This is a genomic window from Lyngbya sp. PCC 8106, assembly GCF_000169095.1.
In the GTDB taxonomy this organism is placed as follows: Bacteria; Cyanobacteriota; Cyanobacteriia; order Cyanobacteriales; family Microcoleaceae; genus Capilliphycus.
Map to the genome: position 1 here is coordinate 1 of NZ_AAVU01000019.1, position 18,775 is coordinate 18,775.

Consider the following 18,775-nt stretch of genomic DNA (forward strand, 5'->3'; position numbering starts at 1 on the left):
GTTTGACCATATCTTGCAAAACATGAGCATGGATGTCTTTATACCAAGGTCGCTCTTGTTTTAATTGAACAAGGGATCTTTTTTGTTTATAGTATTCTGGTTGTTCTCTAGGTTCAGCAATACTACAAACTAAAGGACAAGAATTAACGTAATTTCTGTTGTTTTCCCACCAATCAAATCTATCAGCTAACAAATAATTGTACTGACACCTTAATTTTTCTAGCCAACTGTTGAGACGACAACGTTGTTCGTAATTAGGTTTTAAACGATATTGGTAAGAAATTATCATGGTAAACCTCGACCTGTTACAATGACTGTAACATAAAACAGGCACGGTGACAACATGAAAGATGATTTTGTCTCTAGCGGGAGAGCAATATCAGACTTAAAAGCCCACTTGGTTTTGACAACTAAGTATCGACGTAAAGTGTTTACAGGAGCTATAATAGAGCGACTTCAAACCATCATATGGGAACGCCGTAAATGGGATTGTCAGATGATTGAAGTTAATGGGGAAACAGACCACATTCATTTGCTTTTCCAATATTACCCACAATTAGAATTACCTAAGTTTGTAGGTAACTTAAAATCTATAACCAGTCGTCGTTTAAGAACTGAATTTCCAGAATTAGCTGATGTTTATAGAAAGTCAGTTTTATGGAATGAATCATATTTTATTGCTAGTTGCGGAGGTGTAACTGTTTCACAATTAAAAGAATATGTTGAGAATCAAAAAACTCCTAATTGACAAAATTTCGGACATCGAGTCCTTAATTTGTCGGGCTATCCTTCCCGACGTTCATCTTCGATAGAACGCGGGGCTGTCGCCATTAGCTCAGAAATCGGGTTTCTAAAACTCAACCCGGAGATACTAGACCAAAACCCCACATCTGCCTAGAATTCGGAGACAGTTTGATAAACTAACCGTGTTATAGACAATAGGAGTATTTTAACCATGACCATTTTGCTAGCCGGAGATATTGGCGGCACCAAAACCATTCTACGTCTCGTTAAAGCCGAACCCAGCGAGTCTCTAAAACCCCTGCCTTTACTCACAACCCTATACGAAGACAGTTACTCCTCCCAAGCCTATAGTGACCTCATTCCCATCGTTATCGAGTTTTTGGACAGTGCTGAAAAAATTCTAAGCCAAAAATACAGCCCCGAAAAAGCTTGTTTTGGAATTGCCGGGCCAGTTGTTAATAATACCTGCGAACTCACCAATTTAAGCTGGTTTCTCGATGCCAATACCCTTGAACAAGAATTAAATCTCTCTAGAGTTAAACTAATTAACGATTTTGCCGCAGTGGGTTATGGAGTTGTTGGTTTAACTGAAGAAGACTTACACACCCTACAAGCAGGCGAACCCGATGCCACCGCACCCATTGGGGTGATTGGGGCGGGTACTGGACTCGGAGAGGGCTTTGTGATTCCCACAACTGGGGGTTATGCTGTTTTTTCAACTGAAGGCGGACACGTTGATTTTGCCCCACGTTCTGAACTCGAATTTCAACTGTTAAGCTATGTGCGAGAACTGCAAAATATCCCCCGAGTTTCCGTCGAACGCATTATTTCCGGGATGGGAATTGCGGCGATTTATCAGTTTATGCGCGATCGCAATTCTTCCTTAGAAACACCACAAATGGCGGAAGTTTTTAAGAAGTGGAAACAAGAAATTGGTACAGGAGAGAAAACTGTTGATCTCGGAGCAGAAGTTTCTAAAGCCGCAGCCAGTGGGGAAGATTATCTCTGTGAACAAACCATGCAAATATTTGTTGATGCTTATGGAACTGAAGCTGGAAATTTAGCATTAAAACTCTTACCCTACGGTGGACTTTATATTGCTGGAGGAATTGCAGCAAAAAATTTGGCTCTGATGGAGAAAGGTATTTTTATGAAAGCTTTTACTTCTAAAGGTCGGATTAGTCCGTTAATGAAAAAAGTCCCGGTTTATATTGTTCTCAACCCTAAAGTGGGGTTAATTGGTGCGGCTTTATGTGCGGCTCAATTATCCTGATTTTCGACCTCCAAAACTTTTTAATTAAGGCGGCTAATGGCTGCCTTTAACTGCAATTTTTACAATTCAAAACGGCCAGATGTATCTGACCTAAATCTATGACTTCCCAACCCCAACCTGAAAATCTTGTCACCTCCAATCCTAGTACAACCTTTGTAATTTTAATTGCCGGGGTTGCTGCTTTAGGGGGCTTTTTATTTGGCTTTGATACGGCGGTGATCAATGGTGCTGTTATTGCGCTACAAAACTTTTTTAATGCTACTTCCTTACAAATTGGGTTAGCTGTTTCTTTAGCCTTACTGGGTTCAGCAGTGGGGGCTTTTTTGGCCGGATCAATTGCTGATCGCTATGGACGATCTAAAGCGATGATCGTTGCTTCTTTAATGTTTACTTTGAGTGCGATTGGTTCGGGTGTACCGTTAAATTTATGGGTGTTTATTGGTTGGCGATTATTAGGGGGGTTTGCGGTGGGTGTTGCGAGTGTGATTGCCCCTGCTTATATTGCAGAAATATCGCCTGCCCATCTACGAGGACGTTTGGGTTCTCTCCAACAGCTTGCCATTGTTACTGGGATTTTTATGGCACTTTTAACTAACTTTTTGATTGTGAGTTTCTCCGGTTCGGCTGACAATCCGTTTTTGTTTGGACTGGATGCTTGGCGATGGATGTTTTGGGCAGAAATTATTCCCGCAGTGTTGTATGGTGTGGGTGCATTAAAAATTCCAGAATCCCCTCGATATTTAGTTGCTCAAGGACAAGAAGCAGAAGCTGCAACTGTTTTGGAAAAGGTGATTGGAGGAGATGTACAAGCTAAAATTACTGAGATTCGCAGCACGATTCGACGAGAACATAAATCTCAACTTTCTGATCTCATTAGTCGTGGAGGTGGATTAATTTCGATTGTTTGGATCGGAATTGGTTTATCTGTTTTTCAACAATTTGTTGGGATTAATGTGATTTTTTATTATAGTAGTGTATTGTGGCGATCCGTTGGGTTTACAGAAGCGGATTCTCTTTCAATAACGGTGATTACGGGAGTCACAAATATTATTACAACTTTAGTGGCGATCGCTTTTATCGATAAGTTTGGACGCAAGCCATTACTTTTATTGGGTTCAGTGGGAATGACGATTACACTGGGAACAATGGCGGTTTTATTTAGCAATGCCACAGTTAATGCGAGTGGTGAACCGACGTTAACAGGTTTAGCAGGAATTGCGGCATTAATTGCAGCAAATCTCTATGTTTTTTGTTATGGTTTTTCTTGGGGGCCTGTTGTTTGGGTGATGTTGGGGGAAATGTTTAATAATCAAATTCGGGGAATTGCTTTAGCGGTGGCTGCATCAGTTCAGTGGGTGGCTAATTTTATGATTTCGACAACATTTCCACCCTTACTCGCGCAATTTGGGTTAGGTACAGCTTATGGTTTGTATACCACAGCAGCAGCGATTTCTTTCTTTTTTGTTTGGTTCTTTATTCGAGAAACAAAAGGATTAGAACTCGAACAAATGTAAAATCTTTCCAAAGAGTTGAGGGGGGAACTGGATCGGAGATAGACTGTTAATTGAGTAGAGGTTTGGATTCTCACAGCACAATTAGACAAACTGAACATCTATCGAGAGAGATAAATTTTTTTGGATTTAAGGTTACTCTGATTTCACAGAGAGAAGCAGTTGATACTGTAATGTCAGTCTATTTATGCTAAGAAACAAGGTTAAACGTCTCAAATCTCAGAACCTAACGTTTTCTTAACCATCTCTGTCAAAGGTTGATAGTATTATCAGATTGTGCTTTGAAGAAATAAACTTCACAGGAGCGAAATATGGCGAAAACATTGCTAGAGCAGTTACGTGAAGTGACAGTTGTTGTTGCAGATACAGGAGACATTAAGGCGATTGAGGTCTTTAAGCCGCGAGATGCGACCACAAACCCTTCTCTGATTACGGCGGCGGCTCAGATGAGTGAATATCAGGAAATTGTCGATGATACACTCAAAAAGGCACGTCAAGAGCTAGGTGCAGAAGCAGCGGCGTCAGATGTAGCAACTCTGGCATTTAAGCGATTGGCAGTTGCCTTTGGACTCAAGATTTTAGAGATTATTCCTGGACGAGTCTCAACCGAAGTCGATGCACGGCTATCCTACGATACAGATGCTACCATCGCTCAAGGCCGTGAACTGATTGCCCAATATGAAGCAGCCGGAATTTCCCGCGATCGCATTTTAATTAAAATCGCTTCGACTTGGGAAGGAATTAGAGCCGCAGAAGTTCTCGAAAAAGAAGGAATTCACTGCAATTTAACCCTTTTGTTTGGTCTTCATCAGGCGATCGCTTGTGCCGAAGGGGGAATAACGCTGATTTCTCCTTTTGTCGGTCGGATTTTAGACTGGTACAAAAAAGAAACCGGACGAGAATCCTATCCTGCAACAGAAGACCCTGGTGTAGTTTCTGTCACGACCATTTATAACTACTACAAAAAGTTCGGTTACGAAACCGAAGTCATGGGTGCAAGTTTCCGAAGTCTGGGCGAAATTACTGAGTTAGCTGGATGTGATTTGCTGACCATTTCTCCTAAATTTTTAGAGGAGTTGAATGCAACAACGGCTAATCTACCTCGCAAACTCGATCCCGAAAAAGTCGCCGACATTGAGATGGAAAAAATCTCGATAGACAAGGAAACTTTTGACCGGATGCACAGCGAAGATCGCATGGCAGCCGAAAAGTTAGAAGAAGGGATTAAAGGGTTCTCCAAAGCTTTAGAAGCCTTAGAAGAACTGTTAGCCGAGCGACTGACTAGCATGGAAAATGAAAGTCCGGTTTCTCAGGCGGCGGCAGATCTTTTCCGCATCTACGATCTCGATGGCGATGGCTTTATCACTCGGGAAGAATGGGCGGGAACAGATGCCGTTTTTGATGCCCTCGATGAAAACAAAGATGGTCAAATTACACCCGCAGAAATGGCAGCAGGTTTAGGGGCAGCTTTTCGGTTAGCTTCTTAAAATTTTGCTGAATTAAAATAGCAATCATTGTGATTTTTTCATCTGGGAAAATTTAGTTTTGATTGTCAGGTGCGATCGGTAATTCGTGAACAGGAAGTAAATAAAGAGTTAGCGCCCTTTAAAATCAAATTCCTGAGAACAACCGATCGCTTTGTTTGTGTATAAATATCTATCCATTCAGGCTCTGAGAGTAATTATCTTAACCGCTAAAAACTGCAAAAATAAACCATGAACCAAAATCTACCCAACGAAAACCAAATTCAAATCGAAGATGATCGCACCGGAGTTGATGTCGAAACGCTCAAACGCGCCTTTTCAGATAACCTCTTTTATATTCTCGGAAAATTTCCAGAAATTGCCACCAAAAATGATTTTTACATGGCTTTAGCCTATACAATTCGCGATCGCTTATTGCGACGGTGGTTAAACTCCCAACAAACCTATCTCAAACAAGATGTTAAAATTGTCTGTTATTTCTCTGCCGAATATCTCGTTGGCCCCCATTTAGGTAAAAATTTAATTAACTTAGGAATTGTTGATCAAGTTCGTCAAGCTGTAGAAGAAAGTGGATTAAATTTAGATGATTTAATCGAACAAGAAGAAGAACCCGGTTTAGGAAATGGCGGTTTAGGACGATTAGCTGCTTGTTATATGGATTCATTAGCCACTCTTGATATTCCTGCCATTGGTTATGGAATTCGCTATGAATTTGGCATTTTTGATCAGGAAATTTGCGAGGGTTGGCAAGTTGAAATTACCGATAAATGGTTGCGTTATGGTAATCCTTGGGAAATTCCTCGGACTGAAGCCACAGTAGAAGTTGGATTAGGCGGTTATACAGAATCTTACTATGACGAAAACAATCGTTATCGGGTGCGTTGGAATCCGGATCGCATTATCAAAGGTGTTCCCTACGATACTCCAATTTTAGGGTATCAAACCAACACCGCCAATACCCTGCGTCTCTGGAAAGCAGAAGCCCCAGAATCTTTTAATTTACAAGCTTTTAATGTGGGAGATTACTACGGTGCTGTTAACCAAAAAACTTACTCTGAAAATATTACTAAAGTTCTCTATCCCAACGATGAACCGATGCAAGGAAAGCAACTGCGTTTAGAACAGCAGTTCTTTTTTGTCTCCTGTTCATTACAGGATATGATTCGTCTTCATCTACTCCAAGAGGATAGTTTAGATAACTTTGGGGAAAAATTTGCCGCCCAACTCAATGACACTCATCCTTCTGTTGGTGTCGCGGAATTAATGCGATTGTTGATGGATGTGCATGATTGTGAATGGGAAACCGCTTGGGAAATTACCCAAAAAACCTTTGCTTATACTAATCATACTTTATTACCAGAAGCTCTAGAAAAATGGTCTTTGAGTTTATTTGGTTCTCTGCTTCCTCGTCATTTAGAAATTATCTACGAAATTAATCGTCGATTCTTGGATGAGGTTCGCACTCGCTATCCTAATGATCCCGGTAAATTATCTAACTTTTCTTTAATTGATGATAGTGGTGAAAAATACGTTCGCATGGCGCATTTAGCCTGTGTGGGTTCTCATGCAATTAATGGGGTTGCTCAATTACATACAGAGTTGCTGAAAAAAAATATATTGCGAGGGTTTTATGAACTTTTTCCCCATAAATTTAGCAACAAAACTAATGGTGTTACTCCCCGTCGCTGGATGGTGTTATCTAATCCTGAACTGACTGAGTTAATTACTTCAAAAATTGGAGATAATTGGATGACTCATTTAGATGAACTGCGAAAGTTAGAACCTTTTGCTGATGATCCGAGTTTCCGAGAAGCTTGGCGAAAGATGAAGCAGCAGGTTAAAAGTCGGTTAGCGAATCGCATTGAAAAACGCTGTGGAATTACAGTTGATCCCAACTATTCGATGTTTGATGTGCAGGTGAAGCGGATTCACGAATACAAACGTCAACATTTGAATGTTCTCCACATTATCACGCTTTATAACCGCATTAAGAAAAATCCCAATCTAGACATTGTTCCCCGCACATTTATTTTTGGCGGAAAAGCGGCACCGAGTTACTTTATGGCAAAATTAATCATTAAACTGATTAATTCGGTTGGGGAAGTGGTTAATAATGATTCGGATGTCCAGGGACGGTTGAAAGTGGTGTTTATCCCCGATTATAACGTCACCAATTCTCAACCTGTTTATCCGGCGTCGGATTTATCTGAACAAATTTCAACCGCAGGGAAAGAAGCTTCTGGTACCGGAAATATGAAGTTTTCTCTGAACGGAGCTTTAACGATTGGAACCCTTGATGGGGCGAATGTCGAAATTCGTCAAGAAGTTGGGGAGGACAACTTTTTCTTATTTGGTTTGACAACGGATGAAGTCGATCAAATGAAGTCTCACGGGTATAATCCTTGGGAGCTTTATCGTTCTAATCAGGCGTTGCGAGAAGTTATTGATCAAATTTCATCCGGTTATTTTTCTCCCGAAGATTCCAACCTGTTCAAACCTCTGGTAGACTCACTATTATACCACGATGAATATATGTTGCTGGCCGATTATCAGTCTTATATTGACTGTCAAGATCAGGTCAGTGAAGCTTATCGGGATTGGGACAACTGGACAAGGATATCGATTCTCAATACTGCTCGTATGGGTAAGTTTTCCAGCGATCGCGCCATTCGAGAATATTGTCAAGATATTTGGAATGTTCAAGCGGTTCCTGTGAAACTTGAGGACTATGTTCAAGCTAAAGCGAGTTTCAAAGTTGATCCCAATCAATTGTTGACGACGAACTCTTAAGTCGGGGTTAAGCTCACAGTTGAAGGCTGATTTAAAGTTATTATCTGAGTGGCTTGACTGCCTTATTCTGACAAGATTTAATCACAAAAATTGCAAAAATTTTAGGACTTTAAACTGATGCTAGAACCTTTACAAACGGTGATGATTTTCAATAAGAACTGTGAACCCCACACAGTTTCAGCCGGAGAGGTGATCTTTAAACAAGGTGAACCCGGTAATGTAATGTACGGTATTATTGAAGGGGAAGTGCAGTTTATCATTGATGGAAAACAAGCTGAAACTCTCAAAGCTGGAGATGTGTTTGGAGAGGGGGCAATTGTTAGCCCGGATCATACTCGACGTTCAACGGCTACGGCGAAAACGGATTGTGTCTTAGCAATTTTAGATAAAGAACGGTTTATGTTTGCAGTGCAACAAACCCCGATGTTTGCTTTAGAAGTGATGAGAAGTTATTCAGATCGATTGACTTCTTTAAGGAATTTGATTTGAGACATTGAATTGATTGAAAACTGGAGTTTAGACGCATAAAAATTGAAAACTAAGTTGATTTCAAAGTACAAGCCCTTTGAGGTTAGTTAATCTAAACTCCAGTCAAATCAGACTCAGAACAAATTTTTCCTTTTGAGTTGAGTTGATTTTTGTGGAGATTTTTACGCAAGTTATTCAATCTTTTCTGCTATTTTATTCTATAAACTTTATATTTTGTATATTTTGTATTGTTTCTTAACGACAATCTGACGCAAAAATACAGAACTTTCCTTTGACAAATACCTAAAAATATGATAAAAACTTTTATTTAAAATAAAACTGTAAGTTGTTGAGTATAATAGGAGAGAACGCTTGTACTTTTAGAGGGTGACAACTCATTTCCCTGCCATATTAAAAGATTACGAAGAACATCTGGAAACTGTTTTAATTATGTTACAGTTATCCCGAAAAATGCGCTTAAAATGCGCTTAAAGTTGTAAAAACCCAGCATTGACAACGAGGAGTTTTCAATTATGGCTATAAAAGTCGCAATTAATGGATTTGGTCGCATTGGACGTTTAGTAATGCGTTCGGCGATTAAAAATCCTGAGATTGAGTTTGTTGCGATTAATGACCTCGTACCTGCTGAAAACTTAGCTTATTTATTCAAGTATGATTCGACTCACGGTAAGCTTGAAAGCCAAGTTGAAGCAAAGGATGATCACATCATCGTTGATGGACACTCAATTCGTTGTACTTCGGTCAGAAATCCCGCAGAATTGCCTTGGAAGGAGATGGGAGTAGATTATGTAGTTGAGTCAACAGGGCTATTTACTACTTACGATGGCGCTTCCAATCATCTGACCGCCGGTGCCAAACGGGTGATTATTTCCGCCCCGACCAAAGACCCTGACAAAGTAAAAACGTTGTTGATGGGGGTCAACCACGAAGAATTTAATCCCCAAGACCATTTAATTGTTTCTAATGCCAGTTGTACCACGAACTGTTTAGCCCCGATTGCCAAAGTCATTCAAGATAACTTTGGTTTAGCAGAAGGGTTGATGACAACGGTTCACTCGATGACGGCGACGCAACCGACGGTTGATGGCCCGAGTAAAAAAGATTTTCGCGGAGGACGCGGTGCCGCCCAAAATATTATTCCGGCTTCTACTGGGGCTGCAAAAGCGGTCACATTGGTTTTACCTGAACTCAAAGGAAAATTAACGGGGATGGCGTTTCGGGTACCGACTCCTAATGTTTCTGTTGTTGACTTAACCTTTAAAACGGAGAAATCGACCAGTTACAAAGAGATTTGTGCAGCGATGAAAGCGGCATCGGAAGGGGCGATGAAAGGCGTTTTAGGTTATACTGAAGATCCGGTTGTTTCAACTGATTTTATTACGGATTCTCACTCCAGTATTTTTGATGCGGATGCGGGAATGGAGTTGAATTCTAACTTCTTTAAAGTCGTTTCTTGGTATGATAACGAGTGGGGATATTCCTGTCGTGTGGTTGATTTGATGTTATTGATCGCGAAGAAAGACGGGTTATTGTAAACTCGGTGAGTGAGGGTGGGCAATGCTCGCCCTATCTGTTTAAAAATTTGACTTTATTAACTAACTTTTGAAGGGTTAAATTGCACCCTAACAATTGCTCTTAAAATTACGATTGAACTCTATGTCCGAACTTCCGCCATTGAATACTGATACCATTTGGGCAATCCTTAACGAAGATCTCAATGATGCCACCGTTAATCAATTGCTTTGGTATCATCTCGGTTATCGCTACAACTCAGAATACCAAAGTTGGGATTGTACCAATGTTGAACCCGCTTGGCAAGAGGAGTATCCCGAACCTCCAGACTTTATTGACAGTCGCCCTGCAACGGTGAAATTAACTCGGTCTATCCCCAAAGAATATAAGCAGTTACTCAAAGAACAGTTAGGGTTTACCGGATACAAAGTGGGTGAATTTACTCCGGCTCAGGCCCGTCGTGCAACCGCAGCCAACTGGTTACTTGCCAAAATGAAACAAAGCTAAACTGGTCACGGGTCATTGTCAGTAAATCTTGACCGTTCGGTAGATTACGGCTCTCCTCACTGTATCGTAGTTTAAAATAACGGTACAGTGATAGTAACAAACAAGTACACAAAAATTTACAACGGTCAGATAAAAAACCCTCTCTGATCTAGCAACTCCGTATAGGAGAGGCCATAAGCTCTATAGGTGGAACCGAAACATCATGTTTGAATACTTTTCAGATAAAGCCATTAAAGTTGTGATGCTGTCTCAAGAGGAGGCTCGTCGCTTAGGACATAACTTTGTCGGTACGGAACAACTGCTGTTAGGGATTCTGGGAGAAGGAACCAGTGTCGCAGCTAAACTGTTGTCGGATAGAGGAGTTACCCTCGAAGACGGCAGACGAGAAGTTGAATCGATTATTGGACGGGGTTCGGGCTTTATTCCCGCAGAAATTCCCTTCACACCCCGAGCCAAACGGGTCTTTGAAGGTTCCCTGCAAGAAGCTCGCCAATTGGGAAACAACTACATCGGCCCAGAACACATCTTACTGGGATTATTGCAGGATGAAGAAGGTGTTGCCGCAAAAGTTCTAGAAAATTTTAGCATTGAGAGAGCCAAACTTCGCACTGATATTATCAGAGCTTTGGGAGAGGATGCGGGGTCAACTGTTTCAGCCGGAGGGCGGGCTTCCGGAAACAAACGGACTGTTACCCTTGATGAATTTGGGACCAATTTAAGTAAATTAGCCGCAGAAGGTAAACTTGATCCGGTTGTCGGGCGGGAACGGGAAATTGAACGGGTGATCCAAATTCTCGGGCGTCGGACTAAAAATAACCCCGTATTAGTCGGTGAACCGGGAGTTGGGAAAACGGCTATTGCCGAAGGGCTAGCCCAACGTATCGTTCAAGAAGATATTCCTGAACTCTTAGCCGATAAGCAAGTGTTTAGCTTGGATATGGGGTCGTTAGTTGCCGGAACTCGTTTTAGAGGAGAATTTGAAGAACGACTCAAAAAGATCGTTGAAGAAATTCGCTCTTGCGGAAATATTATCCTGGTGATTGACGAAATTCACACGATTGTCGGTGCCGGGGCAATTGAAGGCAGCATGGACGCCGCGAATATGCTGAAACCTGCCCTTGCCCGAGGAGAATTGCAGTGTTTGGGCGCGACAACCCTCGATGAATATCGCAAGCATATCGAACGAGATGCGGCTTTAGAACGACGCTTTCAACCTGTAATGGTCGGTGAACCGAGTGTTGAAGATACGGTTGAAATTCTATTCGGGTTGCGTTCAGCTTATGAACAACACCACAGACTCACTATTACCGATCAAGCGGTATACGCCGCAGCAACTTTATCTGATCGTTACATTAGCGATCGCTTTTTACCCGATAAAGCTATTGATTTAATCGATGAAGCGGGTTCTCGCGTGCGGGTGATGAATTCTAAACCCTCACCGGAAACTCAAGAACTGAAGCGGGAATTGTCTGATATTATCCGCGAAAAAGAAGAAACGGTTAAAAAGCAAGATTTTGAGAAAGCCGGAGAGTTACGCGATCGCGAAATCGAACTCAAAGAGAAAATCGAAGCGGTTACAACAGGCAAAGAAACCAGCAAAGCACCCCTGCAACTGATGGTGGGTGAGGAAGATATTGCGGAAGTGTTAGCCGCGTGGACGAGTATTCCGGTGAGTAAACTTACTGAGTCTGAGTCTCAGAAATTGCTGCATATGGAAGAGACTCTCCATCAACGTCTCATCGGTCAAGATGAAGCCGTGAGTGCGGTTTCTCGGGCTATTCGACGGGCGCGGGTCGGCTTGAAGAACCCCAACCGTCCGATCGCGAGTTTTATCTTCTCAGGCCCGACTGGGGTGGGTAAGACGGAGTTAACCAAAGCGTTAGCAGCCTATTTCTTTGGTTCAGAAGAAGCGATGATTCGCTTGGATATGTCGGAGTTTATGGAACGTCATACGGTGTCTAAGTTGATTGGTTCACCGCCTGGATATGTCGGGTTTGATGAAGGTGGACAACTGACTGAAGCGGTGCGGCGTCGTCCTTACACGGTGGTATTGTTTGACGAAATCGAAAAAGCACACCCCGATGTGTTTAATATGTTGCTGCAAATTCTCGAAGACGGACGGTTAACCGATGCCAAAGGACGTACTGTTAGCTTTAAGAATACCTTGTTAATTATGACCTCTAATATTGGGTCGAAGGTGATTGAAAAAGGTGGCGGTGGACTGGGCTTTGAGTTGGGCGAACCGGGAGAAGATTTACAATACACTCGCATTCGCAACTTGGTGAATGAAGAATTGAAGCAATTTTTCCGCCCAGAATTCCTCAACCGTTTGGATGAGATTATTGTCTTCCGTCAGTTAGAACGAGAAGAAGTTCGTCACATTGCCGATCTTATGTTGCAAGAAGTCTTCAGACGTCTGCGTGAAAAAGGCATGACGATTGAAGTTAGCGACAAGTTTAAGGAACATCTGATTGAAGTGGGTTATGACCGAAATTACGGGGCTAGACCGATGCGTCGTGCGGTGATGAGTCTGTTAGAAGATGCCTTAGCCGAAGCAATGTTATCTGGTTTATTGACAGAAGGAAATCATGCGTTAGTTGACATGGATGAGGAAGGGAAGGTGAAAGTCTCTCTCGGTGAACGTCAACCGGAAGATGCACCTGAATATGCGGTGACCACTCATCGTTAATTCGTCATTGTTTAATTAAGTTCTAGGCGACATCTATAGAGGTGTCGCTTTTTTTTGGGTTTAATTGATGGTGGGGGATTGGGGGAGGCGATAAGTCCCACGCTAAATTCTCCGAATTAGCGTCGGGATACATGGACATCCCCCAAGTATTTTTTCACCCCATCAGGGGATTCAAAAATACATTTACCAATTCTACTCAGCTATGGTAGACTGTTGTGTATGCTGATGATGAACTATCGATACCGAATTTACCCAAGTACCGACCAGCAATCGTCTATGATTGACTGGTTAGAAACTTGTCGGGGAGTCTACAACTACGCTTTGCGGGAGTTGAAAGACTGGATTGCGAGTCGGAAATGTGACGTGGATAGATGTTCGTTATCGAAAGAGTATATTATTCCTGCTGACACTCCATTCCCTAGTTATCATCTTCAGCAAAACAACCTACCTAAAGCCAAAAAGATAAACCCAAAACTGAAAGAGGTACACTCTCAAGTGTTGCAAACAACCATTAGAAGGTTGCACGACACATGGGATGCGTTTCGCTCTAGAGGCTTTGGGTTTCCTCGTTTCAAGAAGTTTGGACAATTCCAGTCGTTTTTGTATCCTCAATTCAAAGAGAATCCTTTGAATAGCGGGCGCATCAAACTTCCTAAAATTGGCGAGGTAAAAATCAATCTGCACCGACCAATTCCTGATGAATTCACGATTAAACAAGTCAGGGTTTTGTCGAGAGCAAGACATACTCAGTGGTATGTAGTGATTACTATCGCGCTTGATGTGGAAATTCCCGAAAATCCTCCGATTGGACGTGCGATTGGAATCGATTTGGGACTGGAAAAATTTGTCACAACGTCAGATAATTTCACGGTGGAACGTCCGAAGTTTTTAAAAGGCTTCAAAGGCAAGCTTAAATTGCTGCAACGGAGAGCTTCTAGAAAACATAAGGGTTCTAAAAACTGGGAAAAGGCACAGATAAAAGTGGCAAGATTGCATCATAAAATTGCCAATACTCGTAAAGACTTTCATTTGAAAACCGCACATATTTTATGTGACCAAGCCGAAACTATTTTTGCAGAAGATCTCAACACAACAGGGCTGAATCGAGGAATGCTCCGCAAAGAGTGTGTTGATGCTTCTTTCGGTCAGTTCCTCGACTTGCTCAAGTGGGTTTGTTGGAAGCGGGGTTGTTACTTCCAAAAAGTAGACCCTCGCGGAACCAGTCAAACCTGCCCGGAGTGTGGTGCAACCGTGAAGAAACCTCTCAAAGAAAGAGAGCATATTTGTCCGGAATGCAACTACAAAACTCATAGAGATCATGCAGCGGCTCAAATGGTGAGATTGCGAGGATTGGAATTAGTACCCAAGGACTTTGGGGAACGGAAACTGCCTGGTAATGGCGTACTGTCGGGTGGGATGATCGCTCATAGATAAGTGCTTATCCAGGAATGCTCAGTCGCGAGATTGAGAAGCCTACACTGTAATCAAAGATTACAGTGTGGGAGTATGTCACTATGTGAAACAAAAAGGATAAAGACTTATTTGATCACCTCCTCAAACTTGACTTTATTTTTATCCATTATAATTTGACCTGACTTTAAGTATTGTCGTTTAAATATTCTCGCATATATTCATTCACTAACTCGGGTTTTTCTTGTTGTACCCAATGGCTACAATTGGGGATATAACGAACTTTGAAATTCTGTACATATTCTTCGGTTCCGTAGGTTAATTCTTTGCCTAAAGCTGCATCATTTTCTCCCCAGATCATTAACGTTGGAACCGTTAATAAACCCCATTCAGGTCGATCTTGAGGAGTGAAAAAAGCGGGAAAAACATTACGATAATAGTTGACCATGGCTGTTAATGCACCTCGTTTTGCCGCAGCATCTTTGTATACTTCTAAGTCAGTCGTTGTGAAGGCACTTTTGTCAATTGCCATGTTAATAAAAGCAGATGAAATTGCCCGATAATCATCTGATTGTAACAATATCTCGGGTAAAACAGGGAGTTGAAATAAAAACACATACCAACTTTTTTGGAGTTGATCAATTGTCCATAAACCATCCGCAAACTTTGCTGGATGCGGAATATTCATGACTATTAATTTCTCGACCATTTCCGGGTAAGTATAGGAAAAATTCCAGGCAATTGCACCGCCCCAGTCGTGACCGACTAAGATACAATGGTTATATCCTAAACCTGTAATCACTCCGCGAATATCTTGGATTAATTCCCTCATATTATAAGCGGATAATTCTCTGGGTTTATCACTCTCGTTGTAACCCCGTAAATCTAACGCAACGACTTGATAATCTTGGGCAAATTCAGGAATTTGATAACGCCAAGAGTACCAAAACTCAGGAAACCCATGTAACATTAGCATTAATGGCCCTTCGCCTTGGGTCACATAATGCAGTTTGACGCCATTTGTAGTAATATATTTACTTGTCCAAGTTCCTTCTAATACAGACATATTGACCTCCTAAAATTGTTGAACAGGTTGTGATCTGAGTCTAAAATTAAATATCAGCGATCAAACTAAAATTAGCTTAACCACTGATTAGAGAGTTTTCAGTCATCAGTCTTGTCATTGAAAGGACTTCAACATTGAGATCGGGGTTTTAATCCCGGATAGACTGATAGATATTATCTTTGATTTTGATCGAATCTGAATCTAACTTTAGTCTGATTTTAAGTTTGAGAAGCAGATTCTTTTTGAGTCGCTGCATCTGAACGATCTTTTTCTTCGATTAAACGGTTTAAACTGTCTTCGACGAGGCGCTTACGTTGTTCTTCTTTGGTTTGTTGTTCTTGTCGATCTTGGAATAATATTCCGACTAAATGTGCGATGGCTAAACCCATTGCCCCCAGCGATAAAATATAACTATGGAGGGTGTAAAGTCGCAACAATGTTGAGGTATTAATTCCACCGCCACCTGTAACAATTTCTCGCAGGGTTGAACCGATAAAGGGAATGGCTTCAATGGTTCCTAACTCAATTTTGAGTCGCCAAAAACCTTCTTGAGTCCAACTTAAAGCCATTGCTGTCCAGTCTAAACCAATGGAGGCTAATATTAGAAAGATACCACTAATCCAAGCTATTAGCCAACTGCTGCGAAATTGTCGTCCTAAAAACATTAGAACTAATTGAACTAAGCCTAACGCAATTACAAAGTTTCCTGCATACTTGTGTAAACCTTGCACTAACCAGCCAAATTCTACCTGTTGGGTGATTTGTTCTAGAGAGTGATAAGCCCCACCTGCAATGGGTTGATAGTTGATGGCGATCAGTAATCCCGTCAGGGCGGAAACCAGCGTTAAAGTTAAAATTGATACCGCGACTACAGTTGAAGTTCGCCTGAGTACAAACAAGGGATTAATTTTTTGCATGATTTTGTGATGTTGTGTAAATAAATGTCAAAAATGATGACAGTAGATTTTTGGACTGAATCTGCCTATCTGTGGAGTTTATTCTCTGAAACCCTTATATAAAGCTGTATTCAGCATCCAGCACTCGAAAAATTTTAAAAAATCAGAAATGACTGATTTGAGTAATCTACATAAATCTTAACATAACTTTCAGAAAAAAGCAGCGCATCCTCTTGACTGATGAGATCGGCTAACACAAAAAAGATTGAGATCATGATAAAAATCACTTGTTTATGAAACAATAGATAAATTGCGATTAAAATCAATCAGAGCAAAAAAATGGCGATCGCAGATGTGTATATAGATCCAAAGTTAATCAACTGGAGTATTGAAACAAATGATCGACGATATTGTTAATTCAAGTGCGCTTTTGTTAGTTTTACTCAACCCCTTTTTGATGAGTATCTATTTAATGGATTTGATTCAAAAGTTTGATTTAAGAACCTTTTCCATTTATCTGTTGAGAGGAACGCTAATTAGTGCTATTGTTTTTATCACTTTTGCTTGGACAGGAGAAACGGTTTTCACAAAAATTTTACAAGTTCGGTTTGAATCTTTTCTCATCTTTGGAGGAATCATCTTTTTAGTTATTGGTTTACGGTTTTTCTTTGGAGGAAGTGAAGCTCTTGGACAACTACGCGGACAGCCCCGAGGTATAGCAATTACCATTGCAATGCCTTATATGATTGGGCCGGGAACGGTGAGTGCAAGTGTGATTGCGGGAAGTCGTTTATCTCCTTTATTTTCAGCTTTATCAATTATTATGGCGCTGTTTATAACAGTGATTTCAATTATTCTAATGAAATGGCTTCATGATTATGTTCGTAGCCACAATGAAGCAATTGTTGAACGTTATATTGATATTGCTGGCCGAACTTCTGCGTTAATCATTGGAACATTTGCGATTGATATGATTATGAGAGGGATTGAAGAATGGTTTCAACTCGATCTGAACACTTAAACCTAGAAATTACAGTTGCAACTCACCAAGATTTACCGCAACTCAATGATCTTTACGCCCAAATGGATGATCTACCCTGGCTTGCCGATGGTAAAATAGAGGAAATCTTTAACCAAATCAATCAAATTCCTAACTATAAAATTTATTTGGTTTGGTTAGACAAAAAAGCAGTAGGGACATTTAGTTTATTGTATGTTCCGACCATGATGCACCCAGGTTTTCATCAGTTTGCAGTCTTAGATGCCGTTAGCGTGGCTTCAGCTTATCGTAGTCAAGGTATCGGTAAAACGATGATTCGCACTGCCTTAAAATTGAGTGCAGAAGCCGGATGTTACAAAGTAACGCTTTCTTCTAATCTTAGTCGTGATCGCGCCCATGCCTTCTATGAATCCCTTGGTTTTCAACAGCATGGTTGGAGTTTTAGCTTAAAAGTTGTACCCGAAATTTAGCTTTTAAGGTAATCTAGATAAAGACAATCACTGTTTTTAATAACCTCACATCCTATTGATCTCAATTTACAATGAAAATTCTGAGTAATCTAATCGCAAAAGCCACTTCTCCTCAACCTCCCCGGATTAAAAAGAAGCGTCGAGGAATTCATATTAAGTCGCCTCAAGAAATTGAAATTATGCGACAATCTAGTAAAATTGTAGCAACAATTCTGAAAGAAATTGCGGCGATGGTGCAGCCAGGAATGACTACCGCAGATTTAGATGCTTATGCCGAAAAACGAATTCGAGAAATGGGCGCAACCCCAAGTTTTAAAGGGTATTATGGCTTTCCCGGTTCGATTTGTTCCTCGATTAATAATGAAGTCGTTCATGGCATTCCCAATCGTCGTAAAGTGATTCGGGCTGGAGATGTTTTAAAAGTTGATACTGGGGCTTATTATCAAGGGTTTCATGGAGATTCTTGCATTACTATTCCCGTAGATGAAGTGACCCCAGAGGCGGCTAAATTAATTCGAGTCGCCGAAGAAACACTATATACAGGTATTGAACAAGTGAAAGCAGGTGCTTTTTTACTCGATATTGCCGGGGCAATTCAAGATCATGCAGAAGCTAATGGGTTTCGGATTGTTGAAGAATTTACAGGTCATGGAGTTGGAGAAAACTTACACGAAGAACCCTCGGTTTTTAATACTCGAACTTATGATTTACCGAATGTTAAACTAAAAGCAGGGATGACATTAGCTATTGAACCGATTTTAAATGCAGGTTCTCGGTTTACTCGCATTTTGTCTGATAGATGGACGGCTGTTACTGTTGATAATGCGCTTTCGGCTCAATTTGAACATACTGTATTAGTGACAGAAACAGGTTATGAAATTCTGACAGATCGCTCAAAAGTCTAAGGTTTAATCCCCTAAAATACTTCTCTCCC

The 18,775-nt window shown here is 41.1% G+C and carries 16 protein-coding genes; 13 read left to right on the top strand and 3 right to left on the bottom strand.

From position 1 onward, the window contains the following. On the bottom strand, window positions 1-289 hold a 289-nt coding region (locus L8106_RS14080), incomplete at its 3' end, for a helix-turn-helix domain-containing protein (RefSeq protein ID WP_009784996.1). A gap of 54 nt (window positions 290-343) precedes the next feature. Between L8106_RS14080 and tnpA the strand changes: the two genes are divergently transcribed. The 10 genes from tnpA (at window position 344) to L8106_RS14130 (ending at window position 14,433) form a co-directional block, all read left to right on the top strand. Next, entirely contained in the window at window positions 344-748 is a 405-nt protein-coding gene (gene tnpA, locus L8106_RS14085) for an IS200/IS605 family transposase (RefSeq protein ID WP_009782306.1), read from the top strand. A 207-nt stretch (window positions 749-955) separates the two neighbouring features. Beyond that, window positions 956-2,017 (top strand): glucokinase, encoded by a 1,062-nt coding sequence (locus tag L8106_RS14090; protein ID WP_009784997.1) that lies wholly within the window; start codon window positions 956-958, stop codon window positions 2,015-2,017. A gap of 98 nt (window positions 2,018-2,115) precedes the next feature. Then, window positions 2,116-3,531: a sugar porter family MFS transporter gene (locus tag L8106_RS14095; protein ID WP_009784998.1), complete on the top strand. Its 1,416-nt coding sequence runs from the start codon at window positions 2,116-2,118 to the stop codon at window positions 3,529-3,531. Between the two features lie 308 nt (window positions 3,532-3,839). Further along, window positions 3,840-5,015, top strand: coding sequence for a transaldolase (locus L8106_RS14100; protein ID WP_009784999.1), 1,176 nt, complete (start codon window positions 3,840-3,842; stop codon window positions 5,013-5,015). Window positions 5,016-5,243: 228 nt separating this feature from the next. Then, complete coding sequence (locus L8106_RS14105; RefSeq protein WP_009785000.1) at window positions 5,244-7,802, top strand: glycogen/starch/alpha-glucan phosphorylase; 2,559 nt, start codon at window positions 5,244-5,246, stop codon at window positions 7,800-7,802. A gap of 117 nt (window positions 7,803-7,919) precedes the next feature. Further along, the gene (locus L8106_RS14110) at window positions 7,920-8,291 is read left to right on the top strand and encodes a cyclic nucleotide-binding domain-containing protein (protein ID WP_009785001.1); all 372 of its coding nucleotides are present in this window, start codon (window positions 7,920-7,922) and stop codon (window positions 8,289-8,291) included. A 512-nt stretch (window positions 8,292-8,803) separates the two neighbouring features. Further along, the gene (gene gap / locus L8106_RS14115; RefSeq protein ID WP_009785002.1) at window positions 8,804-9,826 is read left to right on the top strand and encodes a type I glyceraldehyde-3-phosphate dehydrogenase; all 1,023 of its coding nucleotides are present in this window, start codon (window positions 8,804-8,806) and stop codon (window positions 9,824-9,826) included. Window positions 9,827-9,947: 121 nt separating this feature from the next. Further along, window positions 9,948-10,310, top strand: coding sequence for a DUF1823 family protein (locus L8106_RS14120; protein ID WP_009785003.1), 363 nt, complete (start codon window positions 9,948-9,950; stop codon window positions 10,308-10,310). Window positions 10,311-10,512: 202 nt separating this feature from the next. After that, the gene (locus L8106_RS14125) at window positions 10,513-12,999 is read left to right on the top strand and encodes an ATP-dependent Clp protease ATP-binding subunit (protein WP_009785004.1); all 2,487 of its coding nucleotides are present in this window, start codon (window positions 10,513-10,515) and stop codon (window positions 12,997-12,999) included. Window positions 13,000-13,224: 225 nt separating this feature from the next. Continuing rightward, on the top strand, window positions 13,225-14,433 hold the full coding sequence (locus tag L8106_RS14130) for an RNA-guided endonuclease TnpB family protein (RefSeq protein WP_198012945.1): 1,209 nt from the start codon (window positions 13,225-13,227) through the stop codon (window positions 14,431-14,433). A 163-nt stretch (window positions 14,434-14,596) separates the two neighbouring features. On the opposite strand, the gene L8106_RS14135 is transcribed toward L8106_RS14130, so the two are convergent. Both L8106_RS14135 and L8106_RS14140 read right to left on the bottom strand, forming a co-directional pair. Further along, a complete protein-coding gene (locus L8106_RS14135) occupies window positions 14,597-15,475 on the bottom strand; it encodes an alpha/beta fold hydrolase (RefSeq protein WP_009785006.1) in 879 nt (292 codons plus the stop codon). A gap of 218 nt (window positions 15,476-15,693) precedes the next feature. After that, the gene (locus tag L8106_RS14140) at window positions 15,694-16,392 is read right to left on the bottom strand and encodes a cytochrome b N-terminal domain-containing protein (RefSeq protein WP_009785007.1); all 699 of its coding nucleotides are present in this window, start codon (window positions 16,390-16,392) and stop codon (window positions 15,694-15,696) included. A gap of 376 nt (window positions 16,393-16,768) precedes the next feature. On the opposite strand from L8106_RS14140, the gene L8106_RS14145 reads away from it, so the two are divergent. The 3 genes from L8106_RS14145 (at window position 16,769) to map (ending at window position 18,746) form a co-directional block, all read left to right on the top strand. Next, entirely contained in the window at window positions 16,769-17,392 is a 624-nt protein-coding gene (locus L8106_RS14145) for a MarC family protein (protein WP_009785009.1), read from the top strand. After that, on the top strand, window positions 17,365-17,841 hold the full coding sequence (locus tag L8106_RS14150; RefSeq protein ID WP_009785010.1) for a GNAT family N-acetyltransferase: 477 nt from the start codon (window positions 17,365-17,367) through the stop codon (window positions 17,839-17,841). The genes L8106_RS14145 and L8106_RS14150 overlap by 28 nt, the downstream gene beginning before the upstream one ends. A 71-nt stretch (window positions 17,842-17,912) precedes the next feature. Further along, a complete protein-coding gene (gene map, locus L8106_RS14155) occupies window positions 17,913-18,746 on the top strand; it encodes a type I methionyl aminopeptidase (protein ID WP_009785011.1) in 834 nt (277 codons plus the stop codon). Window positions 18,747-18,775 lie beyond the last annotated feature (29 nt).